Origin of the sequence: Microbacterium arborescens (assembly GCF_049707515.1) — a bacterium.
Lineage (GTDB): Bacteria > Actinomycetota > Actinomycetes > Actinomycetales > Microbacteriaceae > Microbacterium > Microbacterium arborescens_B.
Genome location: NZ_JBNAFI010000001.1, coordinates 753,944 through 776,553, shown reverse-complemented (window position 1 = coordinate 776,553; position 22,610 = coordinate 753,944). Strand labels below are relative to the sequence as shown.

General features: G+C 70.9%; 17 protein-coding genes. 11 read left to right on the top strand and 6 right to left on the bottom strand.

Features of this window, described 5'->3' with window-relative positions; translation table 11 throughout:
* Positions 1 to 44 precede the first annotated feature (44 nt).
* From ACPYN5_RS03510 to ACPYN5_RS03500, 3 genes are all read right to left on the bottom strand, one after another.
* On the bottom strand, positions 45 to 1,400 hold the full coding sequence (locus ACPYN5_RS03510) for an ABC transporter substrate-binding protein (protein ID WP_424447584.1): 1,356 nt from the start codon (positions 1,398 to 1,400) through the stop codon (positions 45 to 47).
* A 113-nt stretch (positions 1,401 to 1,513) separates the two neighbouring features.
* Entirely contained in the window at positions 1,514 to 2,557 is a 1,044-nt protein-coding gene (locus ACPYN5_RS03505; RefSeq protein WP_424447583.1) for a LacI family DNA-binding transcriptional regulator, read from the bottom strand.
* 95 nt (positions 2,558 to 2,652) lie between these two features.
* Positions 2,653 to 6,444, bottom strand: a complete 3,792-nt coding sequence (locus tag ACPYN5_RS03500) for a carbohydrate-binding protein (protein WP_424447582.1) — start codon at positions 6,442 to 6,444, stop codon at positions 2,653 to 2,655.
* A 165-nt stretch (positions 6,445 to 6,609) separates the two neighbouring features.
* Here ACPYN5_RS03500 and ACPYN5_RS03495 point away from each other — a divergent pair, with 165 nt between their 5' ends.
* From ACPYN5_RS03495 to ACPYN5_RS03470, 6 genes are all read left to right on the top strand, one after another.
* Positions 6,610 to 7,080, top strand: a complete 471-nt coding sequence (locus tag ACPYN5_RS03495) for a DUF805 domain-containing protein (RefSeq protein WP_424447581.1) — start codon at positions 6,610 to 6,612, stop codon at positions 7,078 to 7,080.
* 71 nt (positions 7,081 to 7,151) lie between these two features.
* On the top strand, positions 7,152 to 7,895 hold the full coding sequence (locus ACPYN5_RS03490) for an SDR family oxidoreductase (RefSeq protein ID WP_424447580.1): 744 nt from the start codon (positions 7,152 to 7,154) through the stop codon (positions 7,893 to 7,895).
* Positions 7,896 to 8,023: 128 nt separating this feature from the next.
* Positions 8,024 to 8,950, top strand: a complete 927-nt coding sequence (locus ACPYN5_RS03485; protein ID WP_424447579.1) for an ABC transporter ATP-binding protein — start codon at positions 8,024 to 8,026, stop codon at positions 8,948 to 8,950.
* On the top strand, positions 8,950 to 9,792 hold the full coding sequence (locus ACPYN5_RS03480; protein WP_424447578.1) for a hypothetical protein: 843 nt from the start codon (positions 8,950 to 8,952) through the stop codon (positions 9,790 to 9,792). Before ACPYN5_RS03485 ends, ACPYN5_RS03480 begins: the two co-directional genes overlap by 1 nt.
* On the top strand, positions 9,789 to 10,985 hold the full coding sequence (locus ACPYN5_RS03475; RefSeq protein ID WP_424447577.1) for a sensor histidine kinase: 1,197 nt from the start codon (positions 9,789 to 9,791) through the stop codon (positions 10,983 to 10,985). The genes ACPYN5_RS03480 and ACPYN5_RS03475 overlap by 4 nt, the downstream gene beginning before the upstream one ends.
* Positions 10,982 to 11,668 carry a response regulator gene (locus ACPYN5_RS03470; protein ID WP_424447576.1) on the top strand — a complete coding sequence of 229 codons (687 nt, stop codon included), beginning with the start codon at positions 10,982 to 10,984 and terminating at the stop codon, positions 11,666 to 11,668. Before ACPYN5_RS03475 ends, ACPYN5_RS03470 begins: the two co-directional genes overlap by 4 nt.
* Positions 11,669 to 11,695: 27 nt before the next feature.
* Here ACPYN5_RS03470 and ACPYN5_RS03465 read toward each other — a convergent pair whose 3' ends face one another.
* Positions 11,696 to 12,094: a (R)-mandelonitrile lyase gene (locus ACPYN5_RS03465; protein ID WP_424447575.1), complete on the bottom strand. Its 399-nt coding sequence runs from the start codon at positions 12,092 to 12,094 to the stop codon at positions 11,696 to 11,698.
* Between the two features lie 133 nt (positions 12,095 to 12,227).
* On the opposite strand from ACPYN5_RS03465, the gene ACPYN5_RS03460 reads away from it, so the two are divergent.
* From ACPYN5_RS03460 to ACPYN5_RS03440, 5 genes are all read left to right on the top strand, one after another.
* Complete coding sequence (locus ACPYN5_RS03460; RefSeq protein WP_424447574.1) at positions 12,228 to 13,094, top strand: helix-turn-helix transcriptional regulator; 867 nt, start codon at positions 12,228 to 12,230, stop codon at positions 13,092 to 13,094.
* Positions 13,091 to 13,660: a sugar O-acetyltransferase gene (locus ACPYN5_RS03455; RefSeq protein WP_424447573.1), complete on the top strand. Its 570-nt coding sequence runs from the start codon at positions 13,091 to 13,093 to the stop codon at positions 13,658 to 13,660. The genes ACPYN5_RS03460 and ACPYN5_RS03455 overlap by 4 nt, the downstream gene beginning before the upstream one ends.
* Before the next feature lie 85 nt (positions 13,661 to 13,745).
* Positions 13,746 to 14,327 (top strand): helix-turn-helix domain-containing protein, encoded by a 582-nt coding sequence (locus ACPYN5_RS03450; RefSeq protein WP_424447572.1) that lies wholly within the window; start codon positions 13,746 to 13,748, stop codon positions 14,325 to 14,327.
* Entirely contained in the window at positions 14,324 to 15,604 is a 1,281-nt protein-coding gene (locus ACPYN5_RS03445; protein ID WP_424447571.1) for an MFS transporter, read from the top strand. The genes ACPYN5_RS03450 and ACPYN5_RS03445 overlap by 4 nt, the downstream gene beginning before the upstream one ends.
* 97 nt (positions 15,605 to 15,701) lie before the next feature.
* A complete protein-coding gene (locus ACPYN5_RS03440) occupies positions 15,702 to 17,033 on the top strand; it encodes an alpha-amylase family glycosyl hydrolase (RefSeq protein ID WP_424447570.1) in 1,332 nt (443 codons plus the stop codon).
* Positions 17,034 to 17,664: 631 nt separating this feature from the next.
* Here ACPYN5_RS03440 and ACPYN5_RS03435 read toward each other — a convergent pair.
* Together ACPYN5_RS03435 and ACPYN5_RS03430 are read right to left on the bottom strand one after the other, a co-directional pair.
* On the bottom strand, positions 17,665 to 21,069 hold the full coding sequence (locus tag ACPYN5_RS03435) for an error-prone DNA polymerase (protein WP_424447569.1): 3,405 nt from the start codon (positions 21,067 to 21,069) through the stop codon (positions 17,665 to 17,667).
* A complete protein-coding gene (locus ACPYN5_RS03430; protein WP_424447568.1) occupies positions 21,069 to 22,610 on the bottom strand; it encodes a DNA polymerase Y family protein in 1,542 nt (513 codons plus the stop codon). The genes ACPYN5_RS03435 and ACPYN5_RS03430 overlap by 1 nt, the downstream gene beginning before the upstream one ends.

Genomic DNA, 22,610 nt, shown 5'->3' with positions numbered 1-22,610 from the left:
GAGCTGTCCTCCGGGCGGCGCACGGCCGCCCGGAGGACAGCGGGTCAGCCTGCGGCGACCGTCTTGTCGAACTCCGCCTGGACCTTGGTGATCGTCTCGTCGACGCTCGACTGGCCGTCCTGCATCTCGATGCGGGCCTGGCGGAAGAAGGTGTTGAACCCGCTGAAGCTCGCCAGCGGAGAGGTGTTCTCGTACCAGACGAGCTCGGGGCTCTCGAGAAGCGCGAAGTAGTCCGCGGCCCCGGGGATCGAGCTGTTCCGGGTGATCTCGTCGGATGCCACGATGTTCGGCGCAATCCAGCCCGCGGCCTCCATGAGGTCGGCGGCATCGACGGAGTAGAAGTATTCGAGGAACTCCACCGCGCCGGCCAGCTGGTCCTCGTCCTCGGCCGCCTGGGCCGAGATCGCCAGCCCCGTCGCGGTGTCGCCGTTGACGGCGTTCTTCAGCACGTTGATCGAGCCGTCCTCGGCCGGAACGATGAACAGGCCCGCCTCGAACTCGGGGTCGACCTTGGCGATGTCGTTGAGGCGACCGATGCCGGCCGACGACGTCGCCATGACGGCCATGTCGTTCACCAGCAGCGTCGTCGTCTGTGCGTCGGCCGTGGACTGCCACCCCTCGAGCACGTACTGGTCGGTGATGTCCTTGAGCTTCTGCAGCGGTTCACGCAGGTCCTCGACCGAGGCCTCGCCGTTCTGGGCCGCCGTCCAGAACCCGCCCTCCTGACCCCATTGGGCGAAGGTGGGCGCGGCCAGCTGCTTCCACAGCTGGTCGCTCGGCCACACCTCGGCGGCCGCCGTCGCCAGCGGCACGTCGCCATTCGCGGCGATCTCGGCCAGCAGGTCCTCGAACTCGGCGTAGTCGGTCGGAGGCGTGAGCCCGTTGTCTTCGAAGTACGTCTTGTTGTAGACGATGTTCATACCGATCTCGCCGTTGAGCGCACCGTTGGGCACCGTGTAGACGTCGCCGTTCGCGGCGGCCGCCACGGCGTCGGGCTCGAGCAGCTCCGTGACCGATTCGGGGATGGGCGAGAGCTTGCCGGCCTGGATGTAGGTCAGCGTGTCGCGCATGTCGACGATGGCGGGCCAGTTGCCCGTGGCATCCATGGTCTTGATGGCGGTCGCATAGTCGCTTCCGGCGGGCAGCGGGTCGAGCTGCACCGTCGTGGTCTCGCTCTTGTCGTTGAAGTCTTCGACGAGCTCGGAGACGACGTTGTTCCAGGTCTCATCTCCCGTGGCGTACAGGAAGCGGATGGTCGTGCGCTCGCCCCCGGCGCTCGTGTCGGCGCTCGCGCATCCGGTCAGCAGCAGCGCTGTCGCGGACGCGATCCCGATGCCCGTGAGGAGGCTGCGGCGGGGCGACGATGCCTGTGCCCGGTCGCGCACCATTGCGTGTTCCATGTGATCTCCCTCGATTCAGGTCGGACACCCCCGTCCGCCGTGTTGGAACCATAACGCGATTGGATAGCGTTTGCCAACCCCTGCACGAAAGTCCGTCGCCGCGCGTACAGCTGTCAGTCGCGGCGGCGGATGGGCACCCCGTGCACGATCGGCGTCGCACGCAGCGCGATCACCGCATCCGGACCCGCCTCGTCGTCGAACGCCAGCGACATCGCCGCCTCGCCGAAGGCCTCGAGCGGCACCTCGACGGTGCTGAAGCGCGGCAGCAGGTCGCCGAGCATCGGGACGTGGTCGAAGCCGGCCACCTCGATGTCACGGGGCGCCTCGATGCCGACCTCCCGCAGCCGGGCGATGGCTCCGACCGCCATCGCGTCGCTCATGGCGGCGATGACCTCGACGTCGCCCAGGTGGTCTTCGAGCCGGCGCACCGCCTCGTAGCCACCGTCACGCGAGAACGGCCGATGGATGATGCGGCCGGGATCGACTGCGTTGCCGAGCTCGGCGAGGCCGAGGAGGAAGCCCTCGACCCGGTCGCGCGCGGTGATCTCGCTCACCGGAGCCGAGATGATGGCGAAGCGTCGGAGACCCGTCTCGGCGAGCCCGCGGGCCAGCAGCCGTGCCGCCTCGCGGTTGTCGACGGTGACCGCGGGGAACGGCAGCCGACTGTCGCCGATGACGACCACGCGGGTGCCGTCGTCGGCGAGCGTGTTCAGCTGCGCCCCGAGCGCCGTCTCGCGCCGACTGTCGGCGGTGCGGCTCGTGCCGATGATGACCGCACGGTGCCGCTCGCCGCGCAGCTGGGTGAGCAGGTCGAGCTCGCGGAGTGGATCGTCACGGGTCGCACGCACCGACACCGAGACACCGCGTTTCTCCGCGGCGTGCATGATGCCCGAGATCATCGTCGCCGACCCGAAGTCGTCGATGTCGCTCACGAGCAGGGCGACCGTGCGCGCACGCCCGTCCTTGATCGCCTGCGCCGCGGAGTTCACCGAGTAGCCCAGCGCACGAGCGGCATCCTGCACCCGCCGACGCAGTTCGGGTGACCCGCTCTGCGTGCCGCGGACACCGCCGTTCAGCGCGCGCGAGGCGGTCGGGACCGAGACGCCGGCGAGCCGGGCGACATCGGTCAGCGTCGGCGGTTTTTCGAGATTCGCCATGACACCTCCGGCACGCGAGTGAAAACGCTGTCCACTCTAGAGTGTCGCGGCGGCGGGCGAGCAGAGCCGCGCCCACGCTCACCCGCTCGCGCCGATCATCCCGCCGCGACCGGCTCCCAGGGGCCGTGAGGGTCACCCGGCTGCTGACCCCGCGTCCACCATCGTGCCCGCCAGGACCGACCGGCGAACGTCACGACATCGCCGGAGTCGTAGACCCAGGATGCCGTCCACGACCGCACCTCCGACCCGGCAGCCGGCGCGGGCTCGCCCTCTTCCATCCACGACCCGGTCGTTGTCGCCCCCGGCACCTCGCCGCGCGTCCACCACTGCGCGACGAACGCCCGGCCCTGCGACGACACCCGGTCGCCGGAGTCGTAGACGCGCTCGGCCTCCCACGCGGGCGGCGCGCTCGGCACCGCCCGAACGTCGCCGAAGAGCCGCAGCTCGGCCACACCGAGGATCTGCCCGTTGACGATCCGCACGTAGCGGTACGCCTCGTCAGCCGTGTCGTCAGCAACCGGCCACTGCTGCCACGCGAGCGTCTTACCCGGTGCAGCCGGTGTCAGGCGGGTCCAGTTCTGGCCGTCGTCAGAGCCTTCCAGGCGCAGATCGGCGATGCGCGAGATGCCGTAGCCGTCCTGCCGGACGCGAATCTCGGCGCCCGTCACCGAGACCTCCGTGTCGGCACCGAAGTCCCACACGTGCCCGTAGGTTCCGGCGTTCAGGCGGTTGTCGGAATGGGTCGCGGCATCACCGTCGGTCATGCGCAGCGCGTGCGTCGTCCAGACGGGGTCGGCGACTCCGTCTGGTCGCAGCACGTCGGCACCGCGGAGCGCCTCGGCGAGCGACCCGGCATCGGTGGAGACGTACAGCGACGAGCCGTCCGTGGTCGCAACGATCGGGTCGGCGGCGACGCCGGCGGCAGTCGCGAAGTCGACCCGGAACGACACGAACCCGCCCGAAGCCGCCCCCTCGGGCACCGTCACTGCGGCGATCCACTCTCCCGGCCCGGTCGAGCTGACCGTCGCCCCCTGCCCGAGCATCGACACGCGCACGTCCGTGTTGCCGGCGGGACCGGTGAGCGCGAGCTCGACGCGGTCGCCCGGGACGACGCGCCCGGCGGCCCCGTTCGGCGAGGTCAGGGTCACCGTGTCCATCACCCCGACCGCCTCCATGCGCTCGCCGTGGATGCGAAACTCGGCGATGCTCCAGATCCCCGGGAAGGCGGGGTCGGAGGGCACGCCGGGCTCATCCACCCGCAGCTTCACGAAGCGGAAGCGCTCGTCGCGCAGCTCGGCGACGACCTCGAGGCGTTCGATCGCGGCATCCTGTCCGGCGTTGGGGCTCTCGGTCAGCAGGGTCCAGGTGACGCCGTCGTTCGAGCCGTAGACGTTCGTCCCCTGACTGCGGTTGGCGAAGCCGTCGCGGGCCTGAATGCCGAACGCGTCGGCGCGGACACGGAACGACGGGCCGAGGTCGAACACGACCTCGCTGACGCGCTGGTCGCCCCAGTGGCTCTGATTGTCGCCGTCGGTCAACGCCCTCAATTGTGCGGTCGTCAGCGCGGGCGCCGTGGCGATGGCACCGACGTCGAGCGACCCGTCCGGAAGAAGCGGGTTGAGCTCAGCCAGCTGCGCCACCGCCGTCGCGAGCTGTTCGAGCAGCCCCGCGAACGCGTCGGGCGCGGCATCCTGCCCCTCGAGCGCTGCCGTGCGGGCAGCGTCGACCCGTGCCCAGCTCTCGGAGGTGTAGGTCGCCGGCTCGCCGACTCCGGCCAGCGTCTGCGCGATCGCGGCCGGCCGATCGGCGGCGACCGCGACCGTCACGGGAAGGGCCGTGACGGTCGTGCTGTCCGAGGCCACGATGAGCATCTCGGTGTCGCCGGTCTGCGTGGGCGTCCACGTCACCGTGCGACCGGCCAGCTCAGCACCCGGCGGCGCGTCCTCCAGGGTCAGCTCGTCGGCGCCCTCGACGGCGAAGTCGCGAGCCCAGGGCTCACCGGCCACGGTGACGACGGCGAGCGCCGCGGCGTCGGCGAACGTGGGGGGTGAGAGCACACCGGACGCCTGCGCGAGCACGGATGCGACGTCCACCTGCGCGTCGGAGCCGGTGGCCGAGATCATCACGATGTTGTCGCCGACGGGGCCACTCGTCTTCTCGACGTTCAGGTCGGTCCACACGTAGCGCCACTGGCCGTGGGTGTCGGGCACCGTTATGGATGCGAACGGCGCCTCGATCGCCGATCGCGCCAGATCGAGGCGCGCCGTGCCGTCGCTGCGGACCCGGATGCCGACCGGCGCGGCCTGCGTGCGATCGCTCCACACCGCGCGCCGCACCGCGACACGGCTCTCCTCGGCGCCGGCATCCAACCGCACGTACGCGGGTCCATCGCCGTCCTGGCCGCGCTGCGCGCCGACGCCGATCGGCGTGCCGAACGTGTCGACGGCGAGCTCGGCACTCGGGGGCAGCGCGGCGGCGGCACCCGGCACCTCGGCGAGCTCCTCGGGGAACGCCACCCAGTACTCCGCACCGGTGTAGTCCGAGCCGCGGTCGTTCCAGAAGTTCTGCACGGTGGGTCCCGAGTAGAACATCGGGCCGTCGCGGTTCTCGTACAAGTCGGCGACGTGCGGCGCCTCGGCGGCGACGTCCACGCCGGCTCGGTACCGGTACTGCAGGTAGGTCTCGCTCAGCGGGTCGACGAGGCGCCCGCGGTACGCCTGCGAGATCGCGCCGCCCTCCGTCGCGGCGACGTACGGCACCTCCTCACCCGTCATGAACGCGTAGAAGGTGTCGGCGCCGTGGAGGATGCGGTTGTCGAGGAACCGGTAGGGCGACACCGCGTCTGCGGCGTCCGAGACGGTGCCGGCATCCGGATCGAGCGTGGTGCCCTGGTTGTCGACGAGGCGTGCGAGGGCGATGAGCAGGTCGACGTCGCCCTGACCGTGGGCCTGGTCGCGCAGCATCTCCATGTGCTGCACGAAGGGTGCGCCGGTGGTGTTGCGGGGATCGTCCGCGGGGATCTCGCGGAAGATCGCGGCGAGGGCTCCGTTGACGTCGCCGCCGAACAGGTCGTGTTCGCTCTCGTAACCGGCGTTGACGGTGAACCACTCGACCCGCTCGGCATACAGGTCGGCGTCGTCGAGGTAGATGGCCGCGGCGACCATGCCGATCACGCCGTAGAGGTGCTGGTTCCACAGCCGGTTGTTCGACGAGAGGAACGTCTCGAGCACGGGGCGGATGAGGTTGGTCTCGAGGCGCTGCTCGTCGACGTCGGTCCACGTCAGGTCGTAGCCGTCGAGCGTGCCCGACGCCGGCTCGGTGCTTCGCAGCAGTTCGGCGGCGATGAGGATGTAGTAGAGCGGTACGCCCGTGTGGATGTGCGCGTCCGAGAAGTAGGCGTACTTCGCGGGGTCGAGGCTGCTCCAGGTCCGGACGACGTGAAGCGCGTTCGCGCGGTACTGCTCGTCGCCGGTGACGAAGTACTGCAGCGCCTGCGTCATCGCGCCGATGGCGTCGCGATGGGCGATCGAGCGCATCCCGGCGCTGGCGTAGGCGTCGTTCTTCGGAAGGTCCGATCCGGCCTGCGCGTTCTCGGCGCGGAAGTCGCGGGCGGCGTAGCGGGTGTCGGTCATCGCCTCGTAGTAGCTGGCCCACGGCTCGGCGCCCGCCTGCACCTGCGCCCGCATGTTCTCGAGGTGGTCGCCGGTGAACCCGACCCCCGGATGCGAGAACCCGCTGTCACTCACGGTGCGCACGAGCGCTGGCGGCGGCGGTGCTTCGGCGGCGACAGCGGGCGGTGCGGCGACGGCGCCGCCGGCCAGTCCGATCACCGCCGCCGTCAGGACGGTGACGAGGCTTCTCATGCGGTGACGCGCTGCGATCTTCATCGATCTTCTTCCGGTGATGTCGCTCGGCTCCGAGCGGTCGTGGATAGCGTTTGCCACAACAGCATGACCCGAGACGGGGAGGACGTCAAGCCTTGCTAGCCGCGCGCATGCGGCATGATGGGCCCGCACCTCTCTCGCCAGTCGAACCACCCACCGGAGGATCTCGTGACCTACGCCGCCGCTCCGCGGACGCCCGCACCCGGTGCCACTCCGCTGTCACAGCCCCTGTACGGCGCCTCGTTCGGCCAGGCGTTCGCACGGTTCTGGCGGAAGTACGTGACGTTCTCGGGCCGCGCGAGCCGCAGCGAGTTCTGGTGGTTCTACCTGGCCCATGCGCTCATCGTCACGGCGATCTTCGCATTCATGCTCATCGGCGCCTTCGCGGGGATGACGACTGACCCCATCACCGGCCGCAATCAGCCCGGTCCGCTCCTCGGCGTGGGCGCACTCCTGTTGGTGCTGTGGCAGCTCGCAACCTTCATCCCGACGATCTCGCTCTCGTGGCGCCGCTTGCACGACGCGAACCTGGCCGGTCCGTTCTGGTTCCTGGGCTTCGTGTTCGGCATCGGCGGTATCGCCGTCCTCGTGCTCTGTGCGTTGCCGAGCAACCCCGCCGGGGCCCGGTTCGACAAGTAACGCGCGGCACGGCCCCGAGGCCGCACCGCGACCCCTCCCCCGCGGCGCGGCTTCCGCGCCATACTGACCTCGTGAGAATCGCGATCGCCGGAGCGACCGGCACCGTCGGCCGACACGTCCATCTCCTCGCGACCGACCGGGGTCACGAGGTCGTGGCGCTCGCGCGCCGCAACGGCCACGACCTCGAGCACGGCCCCGTGCCCGCCTCGGTTCTGGACGGCGTCGAGACGATCGTCGATGTCAGCGGCATCCAGACCCTGTCGCGGCACCGCTCGCGTCGGTTCTTCGAAAGCGTGTCGGCGAACCTGCAGCAGGCGGGATCCGCAGCGGGCGTGAAGCACCTCGTCGCTCTCTCGATCGTCGGGATCGACGGAGTGGATGCCGCCTACTACGGCGGCAAGCTCGCGCACGAGCGTGCGGTGGAACGGGGCTCCCTGCCGCACACGATCCTGCGTGCGGCGCAGTTCCACGAGTTCGCCGAGCAGACGCTCGTGCGCGGGAAGATGGGGCCGATCACGGTCGTGCCGGCTGCGCGTCTACGTCCGGTCGCGGCCCGCGAGGTGGCCGAGCATCTCCTCACCCTCGCGGAGGGCAGACCGCGGGGCCGCGCGCGCGACCTGACCGGTCCCCGCGACGAGCTGCTGATCGACATGGTGCGGGCGCTGCTGGATGCCCGCGGCGAGCGCCGTACCACGATCGAGATGCGTCTTCCTGGGTCGTTCGGCCGCGCGATGGCGTCGGGCCGGCTGCGTGGACACGCCAACACCGAACGGGGCACCGCCACCTTCGCGGAGTGGCTCAGCTCGCAGAACTGACCCTCGAGCGCGCGATGCAGCTCGGGTCGCTGTAGACCCAGGTACTGGTCGCACCCCGAGATCCGAACCGCAGTCCGATGTGGCAGTTCGCGCCCCTTCGTAGCGTCGATGGGGACGAAAGGTGACACATGATTCGCGTTCGATCGCTATCGAAACGGTACGGGCAGAAGGTCGCGGTCGACGGCCTCGACTTCGCCGTCGAGCCGGGCCGGGTGACGGGCTTCCTCGGCCCGAACGGCGCCGGAAAGTCGACCACCATGCGCATGATCGTGGGGCTCGACAAACCGACATCCGGCACGGCCGAGGTCAACGGCCGCGCATACCGCGACCTGCCCGCGCCGCTCCGCGAGGTCGGGGTCCTCCTCGACGCGCGCGCCGCGCACAAGCGCCGCACCGCCTACAAGCACCTGCTCGCCATCGCGGCGACGCACCGGATCGGCGCGCCGCGCGTGCGGGAGGTCATGGAGCGAACCGGCATCGACTCCGTGGCGAACAAGCGGGTCGGTGGCTTCTCGCTCGGCATGGGGCAGCGGCTCGGCATCGCCGCGGCCCTCCTCGGCGACCCGCAGACGATCATCCTCGACGAGCCCATCAACGGACTCGACCCCGACGGCATCCTGTGGATACGTCGCCTGCTGCGCGAGCTCGCCGCCGAGGGCCGCACGGTGCTGCTCTCCTCGCACGTCATGAGCGAGATGGCCCAGACTGCCGACCACCTGATCGTCATCGGTCGCGGCGCGATCATCGCCGACGGGCCGATGAGCGAGGTCATCGCGGGCGCGACGCAGCCGGTCGTCCGGGTGCGCACACATGACACCGAGCGGCTCATCGCGGCGGTCGCACGGCCCGGAGTGACCGTCATCGCGCGCGAAGACGGCGCACTCGACATCACCGACCTTCGGGCCGAAGAGGTCGCGCGCATCGCCGGCGCCGCCGAAGTGGTGCTCTACGAGGTGACGTCGGTGTCGGGCTCGCTCGAAGACGCCTACCTCGCCCTCACCGCGCAGTCGACCGAGTACCCCTCCGCACCGACCCGAAACCAGAAGGACGACTGATGGCCCTCACCGCCAAAGCGCACCGCGCTGACGCCCGCACCCAGCGCCCGCCCTTCGCCGCCGTGGTGCACTCCGAGTGGATCAAGGCCCTGAGCCTGCCGTCATCCGTTCTCGCACTGGTCGGCATCCTCGCCGTCGGAATCGGCGGCAGCCTCTTCCTCGGCCTGACGCTCGAATCATCCGGCGTGCCCTCGGTTCCGTCCATCGAACGCACGATGGCCGACGTGACGGTCCCGACCGTCGTGCTCGGACAGATCATCGCCGGTATCTTCGGCGTCATGACGATCGGCGCCGAGTACTCCTCCGGCGCCATGCAGACGACGCTCACGGCGGTGCCGCATCGGGTGCGGATGCTGGCAGCCAAGACGCTCGTCACCTTCGCGACCGTCACCGCGGTGGCCCTGGTCACGGTGTTCGGGGCGTGGGCGGTGACGAATCCGATCTACGACGGCTTCGGTCTGGGCGCGCCCCTCACCGCACCGGGAGTCTTGCTCGCCCTCGTAGGCTCGGCCGTCTACCTCGGCTTCTGCGCGGTGTTCGGACTCGGCGTGACAGCCCTCGTCCGTTCGACGACCACCGGATCGATCGTCGTCTTCGCCGCGACACTGCTGCTGCCGGTGCTCAGCTCGCTGCTGCCGTTCGGCCTGCTCTCCCGCGTCATCCGTCTCGGCCTGCTCGGCAATGCCGGCGACGCCATGGGCCGGGTCGGTATCGAGGGCGGGCCGTTCCTCGATGTGTGGAGCGGGCACATGAGCGTCGGAGCAGGCTGGCTGATCGCGGCGGTCTGGGCTGCGGGGGCACTGGTGATCGGCGCAGTGGCGCTACGGATGAGGGACGCGTGAGCCCGTCCCGGCGACGACGAGACGTGGCGGATGCCGTCACCCTCACCTCCTACCTGCTCGTGGCGGCGTTCCTCGGGTACCTGTCGGTCGAATCGACGATCGCCACTCCCCTGTGGCCGATCGTGCTGCTGGGTCTCGCCGGGGTCGCCGCGATCGTCATCTCGCGGCAGCATCCGACGATCGGTTTCGGCGCCGTCGTCGCATTGATGCCGCTGTCGTTCGCCGTGGGAACCGGGGCCGAGTTCCTGCTCGTGGTGGTCGCGCTCTACCGCTCCGGTCTCGACGAGGCACGCCGCGCATGGCTTTGGTTCGGGTGGGCGACCGCCGGAGCGATCGTGGCGTCGTTCGTGCTCGCGCTGCGGGTGCGCTACGGTCCGCCGCTGCTCGGCCTGGCCCGACGGGAGGATGCCGCAGCCTGGGCGATCGACTGGGCGAGCATCGCCGTCGTGGTCATCGCCGCATGCCTCATCGCCACCCTGCTCGGCATCAACGCCGGACACGGGCGGCGGCAGGCCGCGGTGCTCGCGGAGCGGGCCGAGCACCTGCGGCGCGAGCGCGATCAGGAGGCGAGCATCGCGGCGGCGGCTGAGCGCGAACGCATCGCCCGCGAGATGCACGACGTCATCGCGCACAGCCTCGCGGTGATGGTCGCTCTCGCCGACGGCGCCCAGGCCTCGGTCGACGCCCGCCCCGACGAGGCGCACCGCGCGATCGGTCGCGTGAGCGAGACCGGCCGGCGGACCCTCGGCGAGGTGCGGAGACTGCTGACCGCGGTGCGCGACGAGAGCGATGCGCCGCCTCCGACCGAGATGCCACGGGTGGAGCGGATCCCGGCGCTCGTCGAGGAGTTCCGCTCAGCCGGCATCCCGGTTCGGCTGGAACAGACCGGCACCGTGTCCGAGGGTGCGGCGGTGAGTCTGACGATCTACCGGATCGTGCAGGAGGCGCTGACGAACGTTCTGCGGCACGGCCGCGACGTTCGCGACGTGCTCGTGCGCCTGGTCTTCGAGCGGTCCCAGGTGACGATTCTCGTGAAGGACGTGTCGTCGCCGGCTACCGCGGCCACGGCCCCCGGGCGCGGGCTCGTCGGCATCCGCGAACGGGCCGCCTTCTACGATGGGTCGGTGGAGGCGGGACCGGTCGCCGGGGGCGGCTGGCGGGTGTTCGTCCGCCTCTCGACGGAGGAACGATGAGCCAGCCCGGCACGCACGAGGGCCGCATCGCCGTGCTGCTCGTCGACGACCAGGAGCTGATCCGGTACGGGCTGCGGCTCGTGCTCGAGGCGCAGCCCGACATCGTCGTGGTCGGCGAGGCGTCCGACGGTGCCGAGGCCGTAAGAGCCGCGCACCGCCTGCGGCCCGACGTCGTCCTGATGGACGTGCGGATGCCGGGGGTCGATGGAATCGCGGCGACGCGTCAGCTCACCGCAGCGCTGCCGGGCACCCGCATCCTCGTGCTGACGACGTACGACCTCGACGAGTTCGCCTTCGGTGCGCTGCGCGCGGGAGCGGCCGGCTTCCTGCTGAAGAACACCCGCCCCGACGAGCTCGTCGCCGCAGTGCGGGCCGTCACGACGGGCGACGCGGTGGTGTCTCCGCGGATCACCGCGAAGCTCATCGACATCGCGATGCCCCATCTAGCACGCCCGGACGCTCCGGTATCCGAGGCCCTCGACGCGCTGTCGCCGCGGGAACGGGAGGTGTTCCGGTGCGTCGGGCAGGGGCTGACGAACGCGGAGATCGCAGCGGCCCTGCACCTGAGCGAGTCGACGGTGAAGGCCCACTTCGGCCGGATCCTCGTGAAGCTCGACCTGGCGAACCGCGTACAGGCGGTCATCCGGGCGTACGAGCTCGGTGTGGTCAGCGCCGAGCGGTGAGATCGGCACGCACGAGCGACGACTCCGTCATCGTGCCCGGTACTCCTCGTCGGTGACGTGCGCGCCCCACTGCGCGCTCTCGCCGCCGACCGGCGTCTCCCAGAGGGCGAGGTGCGTCATGAAGCTGTCGCGCGCCGCGCCGTGCCAGTGCTCCTCGCCGGGAGGGCTGTAGACGGTCTGACCGGCGTGGACCTCGACGACGGCTCCGCCGCGAGCCTGCACGAGCGCCGTGCCCTCGACGATCCGCAGGGTCTGACCGAGCGGGTGCGAATGCCACGCGGTCCGCGCTCCGGGAGCGAATCGCACGAGGCCTGCGTTCATCCGCTGCTCGTCGTGCCGTGGTGCGGCGACCGGGTCGAGCCAGACGTCGCCGGTGAACCACTCGGTCGGGTTCTTCACCGTCGGGGGCGTGGGGATGAGGTCCATGAGAGGGACCTTCCGGGTCGGGGAGCGGGATGTGCACCAGTGAACGCGGGATGCGGCCGCACGACCAGAACCCGGCAAGAGGTGTACCGACAGGGAGTGCCTCACCCGTGGCGCGCGCCGTACCGTGATCGGTATGAACAACAAGGCCGAGGTGCGCGAGTTCCTCATGACCCGGCGGGCACGGCTCTCGCCCGCCGACGTGGGCCTGCCGGCCGGCGTGAACCGCCGCGTGAGCGGGCTGCGGCGCGCTGAGGTCGCGATGCTGGCCGATGTCAGCGTCGAGTACTACGCCAAGCTGGAGCGGGGAGACATCGCCGGCGCGTCGGCCGGCGTGCTCGAGTCGCTCGCCCGTGCGCTGATGCTCGACGAGACCGAGCGGATGCACCTTCTCGACCTGGCCCGCGCCGCCGACGGCACACCGACCTCGGGCCGTCCCCGACGACGCGCCACGCCGCAGCTGCCGCCGCGGCCCGGCCTGCAGCGCACCCTCGACGCGATCACCGGTGGCCCCGCGTTCGTGCGCGACCGGCACCAGAACCTCGTCGCGACCAACGCGCTCGGCGCCGCGTTCTACTCGCCCGTCATCGGCACCGGCGGGCGGGTTCCCAACCTCGCGCGGTTCCAGTTCCTCGACCCCGCCTCACGCGACTTCTACCCCGACTGGGAACTGTTCGCGCAGATGTGCGTCGGCATCATGCGCGCCGAAGCGGGCCGAGACCCCCACGACCGGGCGATGCAAGACCTCGTCGGCGAACTGACCACCCGCAGCGAGACCTTCGCGCGGCTGTGGTCGGCGCACGACGTCCGCACGCACGGCAGTGGCACGAAACGGTTCCACCACCCGGTCGTGGGCGAGCTCACCCTCGCCTACGAGGAGCTGTCGGTCACCGCCGAGGACGGCCTGGCGCTGCTCGTCTACACCGCCGAACCCGGCTCGCCCACCGCCGAGCGCCTGCAGATGCTGGCCAGCTGGTCGGCGACGACGACGAGCGTCTCGTGAGCCTCGACGCGCTCCTCGCCGCACTCGACGCCGGAGAGACCATTGCGGCCGGATCGCCGCTGCACGCGGCGATGCACGAAACGAGCCAGCGGGCGCTGCGCATCGCCGGAGAGCTCAACGGCGGGTACGTCGAACCCGACCGGGTGCGATCGCTCCTCGCGCAGCTCACCGGGCGAGCCGTCGATGAGACGATGACGCTCTTCCCACCCTTCACCGCCGACTTCGGGCGCAACATCCGCCTCGGCCGCCGGGTGTTCATCAACTCCGGATGCCGTTTCCAGGACCAGGGCGGCATCACCATCGGAGACGACTGCCTCATCGGGCACAATGCCGTCATCGCCACGCTGCAGCACGACATCCATCCGAGCCGCCGTGGCGACCTCATCCCGGCGCCGGTCGTCCTCGGCCGCAACGTATGGCTCGGGGCGAACGTCACCGTGCTGCCCGGTGTGACCATCGGCGACGACGCCGTGATCGGAGCCGGTTCCGTCGTGACGAAGGATGTGCCCGCGGCATCCGTCGCCGTCGGCTCGCCCGCCCGCGTCGTGCGGAGCGTCCTCGACTGACCGGCCTGTGGCTCACAGGTCGCGGTTTTGCTAGCGGTACACAAGAGTTGTTGCGCAATGCTTCTTGTGCATCTACCGTTGGGGCATGACCTCCGACGAGCGATCCGCTTCCCGGCTCGAGACCGCGGCAGCGATGCGCGTGCTCGCGCATCCGACACGGCTGCGGCTGCTCGGCATCCTTCGTGAGAACGGCCCGCAGACCGCCGCCCAGCTCGGTGATGTCGTCGACGAGGCGCCGGGCACGATCAGCTATCACCTCAGCAAGCTCGCATCGATCGACCTCATCGAGCCCGCCGAGCCGCGCAGCGCAGACCAGCGCGAGAGGTGGTGGCAGGCCGCATCCGCGCTGACGACCTGGGAGCCGGTCGAGCATCTCGCCGATCCGGCGCACCGGGCGGCCTCGTCGGCGCTCGAGAAGTCGATCGCGCAGATCTACGCGGCGCGCTACAGCGAGTACATCGATGCCATGCCCGCCCTTCCGACCGAGTGGGTGGCGGCGGGAACGACCGGCGACCGCACGCTGCGGCTGACGGCGAACGAGCTCGCCGCGATGCGGTCCGACCTCGAATCCCTCGTGCAGCGCTGGGAGGAGACCAGCGCGCAGCACGACGAGGACGACGACACGGCACCGGTCACGCTCGTCTACCAGGCGTACCGCCGACCGTGACGGCGACCGGCTCCTCGGCCCGCGCGACGGGCGCGACGCCGCGGCGCGCAGCATCCCGGGCTCTGTACGCCCTCCTGTCAGCGCACGCGATTTCGCAGACCGGCAACGTCATCACGGCCTTCGCCGTCCCGTTCTATGTTCTGGGCGCCGGCGGGTCCGGCATCGAGGTCGGTCTGGCCGCATTCGCCGCGACCGCTCCCGTGATCGTGGGCGGCGTGTTCGGCGGTGTGATCATCGACCGCATCGGCGGGCGCCGAACCGCCATCATCGCCGATGTCATCAGCGGCGTCACGGTGCTCGCGATCCCGGCGCTCGCCCTGACGGTGGGACTCCCCCTCTGGGCCCTGCTGCTGCTGGTCTTCGCGAGCGGCGTGCTCGACACCCCGGGTCAGATCGCGCGCCGCGTGATGCTGCCCGAGCTCACCGAGGCGGCGCACATCCGCATCGAGCGAAGCGTCGGCCTACTCGACGGGTCGGAGCGCCTCTCGAGGCTCATCGGCGCCTCCGTCGCCGGGGTGCTCGTCGCGCTCCTCGGCCCGATGGTGGCGCTCCTCGCGAATGCGGGGGCGTTCTTCGTCTCGGCGACCGTCACCCGCTGGATGGTTCCCGCCACCGCAGCCCGACCCGCCGACGACGAGCCGGAGGCGGCAGTTGCGCGTTCCTCGTACTGGCGCGAGCTGCGCGACGGGCTGCGCTTCGTCGTGCGCGATCCCCTCATGCGCCTGATCATCGGCCTCGTGCTGGTCACGAACCTTCTGGATGCGGCCCGCAGCAGCGCGTTCCTCCCGCTGTATGCGGACGCCGAGCTGGGCGGCGCCGCCGATCTCGCCGTCATCGTCGCCGTCACGGCCGGTTGCGCCCTGGTCGGGAACGTCGGCTTCGGCTTCATCGCCCATCGGATGCCGCGCCGCCTGACCTTCGCCCTGTGCTTCACCATCGCCGGCGGCCCCTCTAGCGCCGTCTTCGCCCTCGGGGCGCCGTTCCCTGTGCTCGTCGCTGCGGTGGCCGTCTCGGGGTTCGCGGCCGGTGCGCTGAACCCGATCCTCGGCGCAGTCCAGCTCGAGCGGGTCCCGCTCTCGATGCGCGGGCGGGTGTTCGGCCTGCTCAACGCCGGTACCTGGGCGGGCGTTCCGCTCGGGGCCCTCCTCGGCGGCGTCGCCGCGGACGGCCTGGGCCTGTTCGTGTCGTTCGGCATCGTCGCGGTCGTCTATACGGTCGTCACCGCCCTGCCACTGACCGGCGGTACCTGGCGACTGATGGAACGGCCTGGCGGCTGATGGAACGGCCACCCGCGGATTCCACCGCACCCTAGGCCCGATCGCCGCGTCTCGCACGCCGTTCCGCCTTTCCGCGGCGGTCGTGTTGACTGCAGGGATGAGCAGCTGGCCCGAGACCGTCCTGTGGTGGCACGTGTACCCGCTGGGGTTCACCGGCGCGCCGATCCGCCCCACCGACGACGAGCGCGACGGCGCCGTCGCGCACCGCCTGCCGCGGATCGAGGGCTGGCTCGACCACCTCGTGGACCTCGGGCTGAACGGCCTGCTGCTGGGGCCGGTGTTCGCGTCGAGCACGCACGGCTACGACACGACCGACTACTTCCGCATCGACCCGCGACTCGGGAACGACGACGACCTCGACCGGCTCATCGCGGCGGCCCGCGACCGCGGCATCCGGGTGCTGCTCGACGGCGTCTTCAACCATGTCGGCCGTCGACACCCCGCGTTCCGGGCTCTCGAGGAGCGGGGACCGGATGCCGACACCGCGGAGCTCTTCCGAGTCCGCTGGGACGGCTGGCAGCCCGGTAAACCGGTCGACGCCGACGTCTTCGAGGGGCACGACGCCCTCGTCGCGCTGAATCACGACTCCCCCGCCGTCGCCGACCTCGTCGTCGACGTCATGACGCACTGGCTGGGCCGCGGCATCGATGGATGGCGCTTGGATGCCGCCTATGCCGTGCCGCCCGCCTTCTGGGCGCGGGTGCTGCCGCGGGTTCGCGCCGAATACCCCGAGGCATGGTTCCTCGGCGAGGTCATCCACGGCGATGCCCCTCGGATCGTCGAGGAGTCGACGATGGACTCGCTCACGCAGTACGAGCTGTGGCAGGGCATCTGGCACGGCATCGCTGACCGCAACCTGTTCGAGCTGAAGCACGCGATCGAGCGGAACAACGAGCTGCTGCCGGTGTTCGCGCCGCAGACCTTCGTCGGAAATCACGACGTCACGCGGATCGCTTCGGCGGTCGGCCCCGAGCTGGTGCCGCACGCTCTGGCGGTGCTGTTCACGGTGGCGGGCGTGCCGTCGGTGTACGCGGGCGATGAGTACGGTTACGAAGCGGTCAAGGAGGAGCGTGTCGGCGGTGACGACGCGGTGCGCCCTGAGTTCGGGGAGGCGCCTCCCGCTCCCGAGTCGCTGTCGGCGAGCGCGCAGCACATCCTCCGGACGCATCAGCAGCTCATCGCCGTGCGCCGGCAGCATCCGTGGCTGCACCGTGCACACACCGACGTCATCCACATCGGCAACACCGCGATGGTGCTGCGGACCGCCACGGCAACGGATGCCGTCGTCACGGCCCTCAACCTGGCCGATGAGCCCGTGACGATTCCGATCGCCGACGCCGTGCAGGTGCTCGCCGGCGCAGCCGACCTGCGCGGCACCGACGCCATCCTCCCCCCACAGGCGTGGGCGGTGCTGACGTCTGCCCCCTGACGCGCGACCCGACGGAGGCTCCGCGTCGATCTGACGCGTCGATCTAACGCGCGACCCGACGCGAATGGCTGCCTCCCATCGCGCATAGCGACGTTTCGCGTCGGCTCGACGCCGCGACGGGAGGCTTCACGTCCACCTGACGCGCGACCCGACGCGAGGCTCCGCGTCGATCTGACGCGCGAGCCGACGCGAATGGCTGCCTCGCGTCCGCGCACAGCGACGTTTCGCGTCGGGTCGACGCAGCGACGGGAGGCTCCACGTCCACCGGACGCGCGAGCCGACGCGGATGGCTGCCTCCCATCGCGCATAGCGACGTTCCGCGTCGGGTCGACCCCGCGACGAGAGGCTTCACGCCCACCTGACGCGCGACCCGGCGCGAGGCTCCGCGTCGATCTTGCGCGTGAACCGACGCAAATGGCTGCCTCGCGTCGCGCATAGCGACGTTTCGCGTCGGATCGACGCAGCGACGAGAGGCTCAGCGTCGGGTCGACGCAGCGACGAGAGGCTCCGCGTCGATCTGACGCGCGAGCCGACGGGAATGGCTGCCTCGCGTCGCGCATAGCGACGTTTCGCGTCGGGTCGACCCCGCGACGGGAGGCTCAGCGTCGGGTCGACGCAGCGACGGGAGGCGTCACCGGAAGTCTCGCGACTGGTGCCGCACCCCCACCCGGAGGTCTTCGAACGCGTCGGCGAGGATGTTCACGACGCCCTCGTTCGACCGCTCGAGGATGCCGCGGACGATCAGCGCCGGACTGTCGCGCACGACCCGCCGGTAGCGGTGCCACATGCCCGTCGAGCAGATGACGTTCATCAGCCCATGCTCGTCCTCGAGGTTGAGGAAGGTGATGCCGGATGCCGTCGCCGGCCGCTGCCGGTGGGTGACGAGCCCGGCAATCTCGACACGGCGTCCCGACTCGTGGGCGCGCAGATCGTTCGCGGTGAGCACGCCGCGCGCATCGAGCTGCGATCGGTAGTGCGTCATCGGGTGGTCGTCGGGCGAGATGCCCGTGGCCCACAGGTCGGAGGCCAGCACGTCGTAGCTCGACTGATCGGTGAACAGCGGCGGCTGCACGGCTATGAGCGAATCGGGGAGGTACTCGATGCGATCCTGCGCGGCCGACCCCGCCAGCCAGATCGCCTCGCGACGGGTGTGTCCGAAGCACTCCAGGGCCCCGGCGGTGGCGAGCGCTTCGAGCTGCGTCGTGTCGGCACCGGTGCGGCGCACCAGGTCGCGCATGTCGAGATACGGACCGGATGCCTCGCGCTCGGCGACGATCCGCTCGGCGAACTTCTTGCCGATGCCGGTGACGGCGGCCAGCCCCAGCCGCACGGCGACACCGCCGTCGCGTCGATGCGCAGCCGATTCGTCGGGGGCGTTGATGTCGAAGACCGGCACGGGCGGCTGCTCGCCGAGGCAGCTGTCGCGCCCCGTCGGCGCGGCCCGCCCTCCCTCCGACACGGGTTCGAGGATGGCTTCGACCCCCGAGAGCTGCAGGTCGGGGCGCCGTACTTCGACCCCGTGACGGCGGGCGTCGGCCGCCAGCGTCGCGGGCGAGTAGAAGCCCATCGGCTGGGCGCGCAGGAGCCCCGCGAGGAACGCCGCCGGATAGTGCAGCTTGATCCACGAGCTCGCGTAGACGAGCAGCCCGAACGACAGCGAGTGGCTCTCGGCGAAACCGAAGTTCGCGAACGCCTGGATCTTGGCATAGATGTCGTCGGCGGCACTCCCCACGAGGCCGTTCTCGGCCATGCCGTCGTAGAGCTTCTGCTTGAGCGAGTCGATGCGCTCGACGCCGCGCTTCGAGCCCATCGCGCGGCGCAGCAGATCGGCGTCCTCACCCGACAGCCCGCCGATGACCATGCCCATCTGCATGAGCTGCTCCTGGAAGACCGGCACCCCGAGGGTGCGTTCGAGCACCGGCCGTAGCTTCTCGTGCGGGTACGTGGCCTTCTCATACCCGAGCTTGCGCCGCACGTACGGGTGCACGGCGCCGCCTTGGATGGGACCGGGTCGGATGAGCGCGATCTCGATCACGAGGTCGTAGAACCGCCGCGGCTGCAGGCGCGGCAGCAGACCCATCTGCGCGCGGGACTCGACCTGGAACACCCCGATCGAGTCGGCCCGGCACAGCATGTCGTAGACGGCGGCCTCTTCTTTCGGCAGCGTCGAGAGTTCGAACTTCTCCCCCGTCGCCCCCTCGATGAGGTCGAAGCAGTACTGCAGCGCGGCGAGCATCCCGAGGCCCAGCAGGTCGAACTTCACCAGCCCCATCCAGGCGGCGTCGTCCTTGTCCCACTGGATGACGGTGCGGTTCTCCATCCGGGCGTGCTCGATCGGCACGACCTCGCCGACGGGCCGGTCGGTCAGCACCATGCCACCCGAGTGGATGCCCAGGTGCCGGGGCGCCTTCAACAACTCAGCGGCATAAGCGAGCACCCGCTCGGGGATGTCGTGGTCGGGACCGGTGTCGAGGGTCGCGCCCCACCGCTCGACCTGTTTCGACCAGGCATCCTGCTGACCCGGCGAGTGTCCGAGCGCCTTCGCCATGTCGCGCACGGCGTTCTTCGGCCGGTACTGAATGACGTTCGCCACCTGCGCCGCCCGCTCGCGCCCGTAGGTGGAGTAGACCCACTGGATGATCTCCTCGCGCCGGTCGGAATCGAAGTCGACGTCGATGTCGGGCTCCTCCTCGCGCAGGGCCGAGAGGAAGCGCTCGAACGGCAGCCGGTAGTAGATCGAGTCGATCGCGGTGATGTCGAGCAGGTAGCAGACGGCGCTGTTCGCCGCCGAGCCGCGCCCCTGGCACAGGATGCCGCGCCGCCGCGCCTCTTGCACGATGCCGTACACGATGAGGAAGTAGCCGGGGAAGTCCTTCTGTTCGATGACCGCCAGCTCGCGTTCGATGCGGTCGCGGTCTTCGGGGGGCAGGTTCGGATACTTGCGCGGCACCGCCTCCCACACGATCTGACGCAGCCACGACATCGGCGTATGTCCCTCGGGGACAGGAAGCTTCGGCAGTGCGGGCTTGGCCCGCCGCAGCGGGAAGGCGAGCTCGTCGGCGAGATCGACGGTGCGCGCCACGGCTCCCGGGAACCGGCGGAAGCGCCGGGTCATCTCCGCCCCCGATCGCAGATGCGCCCCCGCGTGCGAGGGCAACCACCCGTCGAGCTCGTCGAGCCCGCGATTGGCCCGTACCGCGGCGATCGCAGCGGCGAGGTGCGCCCGCTCGGGAACGGCGTAGTGCACGTTGTTCGTCGCGAGGATCGGCAGTCCCCGTTCACGAGCGAGGCCGGCGAGGATGTCGTTGTGCCGCGAATCCAGCGGCTCGCCGTGATCCATCAGCTCGACCTCGACGGCGTCACGCCCGAACCGGTCGACGAGCGCGTCGAGCTCGGCGGCTGCGGCATCCGGTCCCCGCTCGATGAGCGCGCGGCGCACCGCGCCCTTGCGGCATCCGGTGAGGATGCTCCATTCGCCGCCGGCGATATCGGCCAGGTCGTCGAGCCGGTAGCGGGGCTTGCCCTTCTCCGCTCCCGCGAGCTGACCCTGCGTGAGCGCACGGGCCAGCCGGTGGTACCCCTCCTCGCCGCGCGCGAGCACGAGCAGGTGCTCCCCCGGCGGGTCGGCCTCGTTGCGGGCCGCCCCGACGCGCTGCGGCAGGTCGAGCGAGAGCTCGGCGCCGAACACCGTCTTCACGGCCAGCTGCTCGGCGGCCTCGGCGAAACGGACGATGCCGTAGAAGCCGTCGTGGTCGGTGACGGCCAAGGCGTGCAGCCCCAGCCGCTCGGCCTCTTCGGCCAGCTCTTCGGGCGACGAGGCCCCGTCGAGGAACGAGTACGACGTGTGCGCGTGCAGCTCGGCGTACGGCACGGCGTCGCCTGGACGCTCGATGCTCGGCGCCGAGTACTTGCCCCGCTTGCGCGACCACGCCGGACTGTCGCCGCCGTCGGCCCCCGGCGGCGCGCTCGGCGCACGGTTGCCGCTGAGCAGCCGTTCCATCTCGGACCACGGCACGGAGGGGTTGTTGAAGCCCATCAGTCGTACCGCCCCTCGACCGACCATTCGCCGCCGTCGCACACGAGCAGCCACGCGGTCTGGGTGGCGTCGACCATCTGGAAACGGTGTGCGCGTCGCACCCGCGCGGCATCCCATTCCCGCTCGATCACCGGCCAGGGGCCCGCCCACGAGCGGATGCCGCGCGACCCGGTCGATGAGACCAGTGCCGCCGGCATCGCCGTGAGCTCGCCCCGCCCGTCGACGGCCACCATGTCGCCCTCGCGGTCGACGACCGCCAGCGGCAGCGCCCGCTCGAAGACCGTCGTGGGCAACGGGTCGGGCAGGCTCCCCGGCCAGGGCCGTTCGCGCGAACTCGTCACCGGCCGGTCTCCCCACGGCACGAGCACCTGCCGTTCGGCGAGCCAGCGCCCACCGCCCACGACCGGGGTCACGACTCCCGTGTGCCCGAGCATCGCCTGCACGCGCGACAGGGCATGATGCACCCGCTGCTCGGGACCGGAGCCGAACAGCGAGACGGCGTGATGGGATGCCGCATCCACCGCTTCGGGCTCGATCTTGACCCGCGCGACCCCGCTGGTGAGCTTGCCGCTCTCGGCCAGCTGCCATCGCACCCGGTCGACCACGGCGGCGGCGTCGAACGTGCCGGGGTGGAGCCAGACGCGGTTGCTCGTCTCGCCGCGGTCGCCGGTGAGGATGACGCGCAGCTCGGTGCACACGAGGTCGACGGCTCCGAGCCCGGCGATGAACTCCTCCGCCGCGACCCTCATCCCGAACGCGACCTGATCGGCGAGGTCGAGCGGGGGCTCGAACGAGACCTCGCGGTGCAGCTCGGGGGGCGGGGTCCGCGGGACCACCGGCCGCGAGTCGGCGCCGGCGGCGAGGCCGTGCAGTCGGGCGCCGCGGGGGCCGAACCGCTCGACCAGTCGCTCGGGTTCGATCGCGGCGAGGTCGCCGAGGGTCTGCACCCCGAGCCGGGCGAACAGGTCGACGGAGTCGTCGTCGAGCACGGCGATCGTCAGCGGCGCGAGGAACTCGGCCGATCGACCGGCCTCGACCACACGGATGGGCCGGTCGGCGCGGGTGCTCATCCGCGCCGCCTGCTGCGCCGTGAACGGCCCGTCGGCGACGCCCGCCCGCACATCGAGGTCGCCCTCAGCCACCGCCGCCAGCAGAGCACCGGCCGCCTCGGTCTCGCCGCCGTAGAAGCGCGCCGGCCCCCGCACGCGCAGCGCGCAGAGTCCCGCCTCGAGTACCTGCACACCCGGCGCCATCTCTTCGAGGCGTGCGACGATCGGGGCGAACTCCCGGTGATCGCGCACCGCATCCGCATCGGCCACCTGCAGCGCGGGACACCGCGCCTGCGCATCCCGTCGACGCTGCCCTCGCGCGACGCCGTCGGCGCGCGCCGCCGCCGAGCACGCGATGACCACGCCCTTGTCGAACACCGCGATCGGCGCATCCGCATCGCCGCCGCTCTCGCGCACGAACGCCACGACCGGCCAGTCGGGCACCCACACGACGAGGCTGCGCACCGGGGCCGTCGAATCCGGTTCGCCCAT

Coding starts and splice junctions, on each gene's coding strand:
- ACPYN5_RS03450 (WP_424447572.1), top strand. CDS start 13,746: ATGACCTCCGACGAGCGATCCGCTTCCCGGCTCGAGACCGCGGCAGCG.
- ACPYN5_RS03510 (WP_424447584.1), bottom strand. CDS start 1,400: ATGGAACACGCAATGGTGCGCGACCGGGCACAGGCATCGTCGCCCCGC.
- ACPYN5_RS03480 (WP_424447578.1), top strand. CDS start 8,950: ATGGCCCTCACCGCCAAAGCGCACCGCGCTGACGCCCGCACCCAGCGC.
- ACPYN5_RS03430 (WP_424447568.1), bottom strand. CDS start 22,610: ATGGGCGAACCGGATTCGACGGCCCCGGTGCGCAGCCTCGTCGTGTGG.
- ACPYN5_RS03435 (WP_424447569.1), bottom strand. CDS start 21,069: ATGGGCTTCAACAACCCCTCCGTGCCGTGGTCCGAGATGGAACGGCTG.
- ACPYN5_RS03460 (WP_424447574.1), top strand. CDS start 12,228: ATGAACAACAAGGCCGAGGTGCGCGAGTTCCTCATGACCCGGCGGGCA.
- ACPYN5_RS03470 (WP_424447576.1), top strand. CDS start 10,982: ATGAGCCAGCCCGGCACGCACGAGGGCCGCATCGCCGTGCTGCTCGTC.
- ACPYN5_RS03485 (WP_424447579.1), top strand. CDS start 8,024: ATGATTCGCGTTCGATCGCTATCGAAACGGTACGGGCAGAAGGTCGCG.
- ACPYN5_RS03500 (WP_424447582.1), bottom strand. CDS start 6,444: ATGAAGATCGCAGCGCGTCACCGCATGAGAAGCCTCGTCACCGTCCTG.
- ACPYN5_RS03440 (WP_424447570.1), top strand. CDS start 15,702: ATGAGCAGCTGGCCCGAGACCGTCCTGTGGTGGCACGTGTACCCGCTG.
- ACPYN5_RS03465 (WP_424447575.1), bottom strand. CDS start 12,094: ATGGACCTCATCCCCACGCCCCCGACGGTGAAGAACCCGACCGAGTGG.
- ACPYN5_RS03505 (WP_424447583.1), bottom strand. CDS start 2,557: ATGGCGAATCTCGAAAAACCGCCGACGCTGACCGATGTCGCCCGGCTC.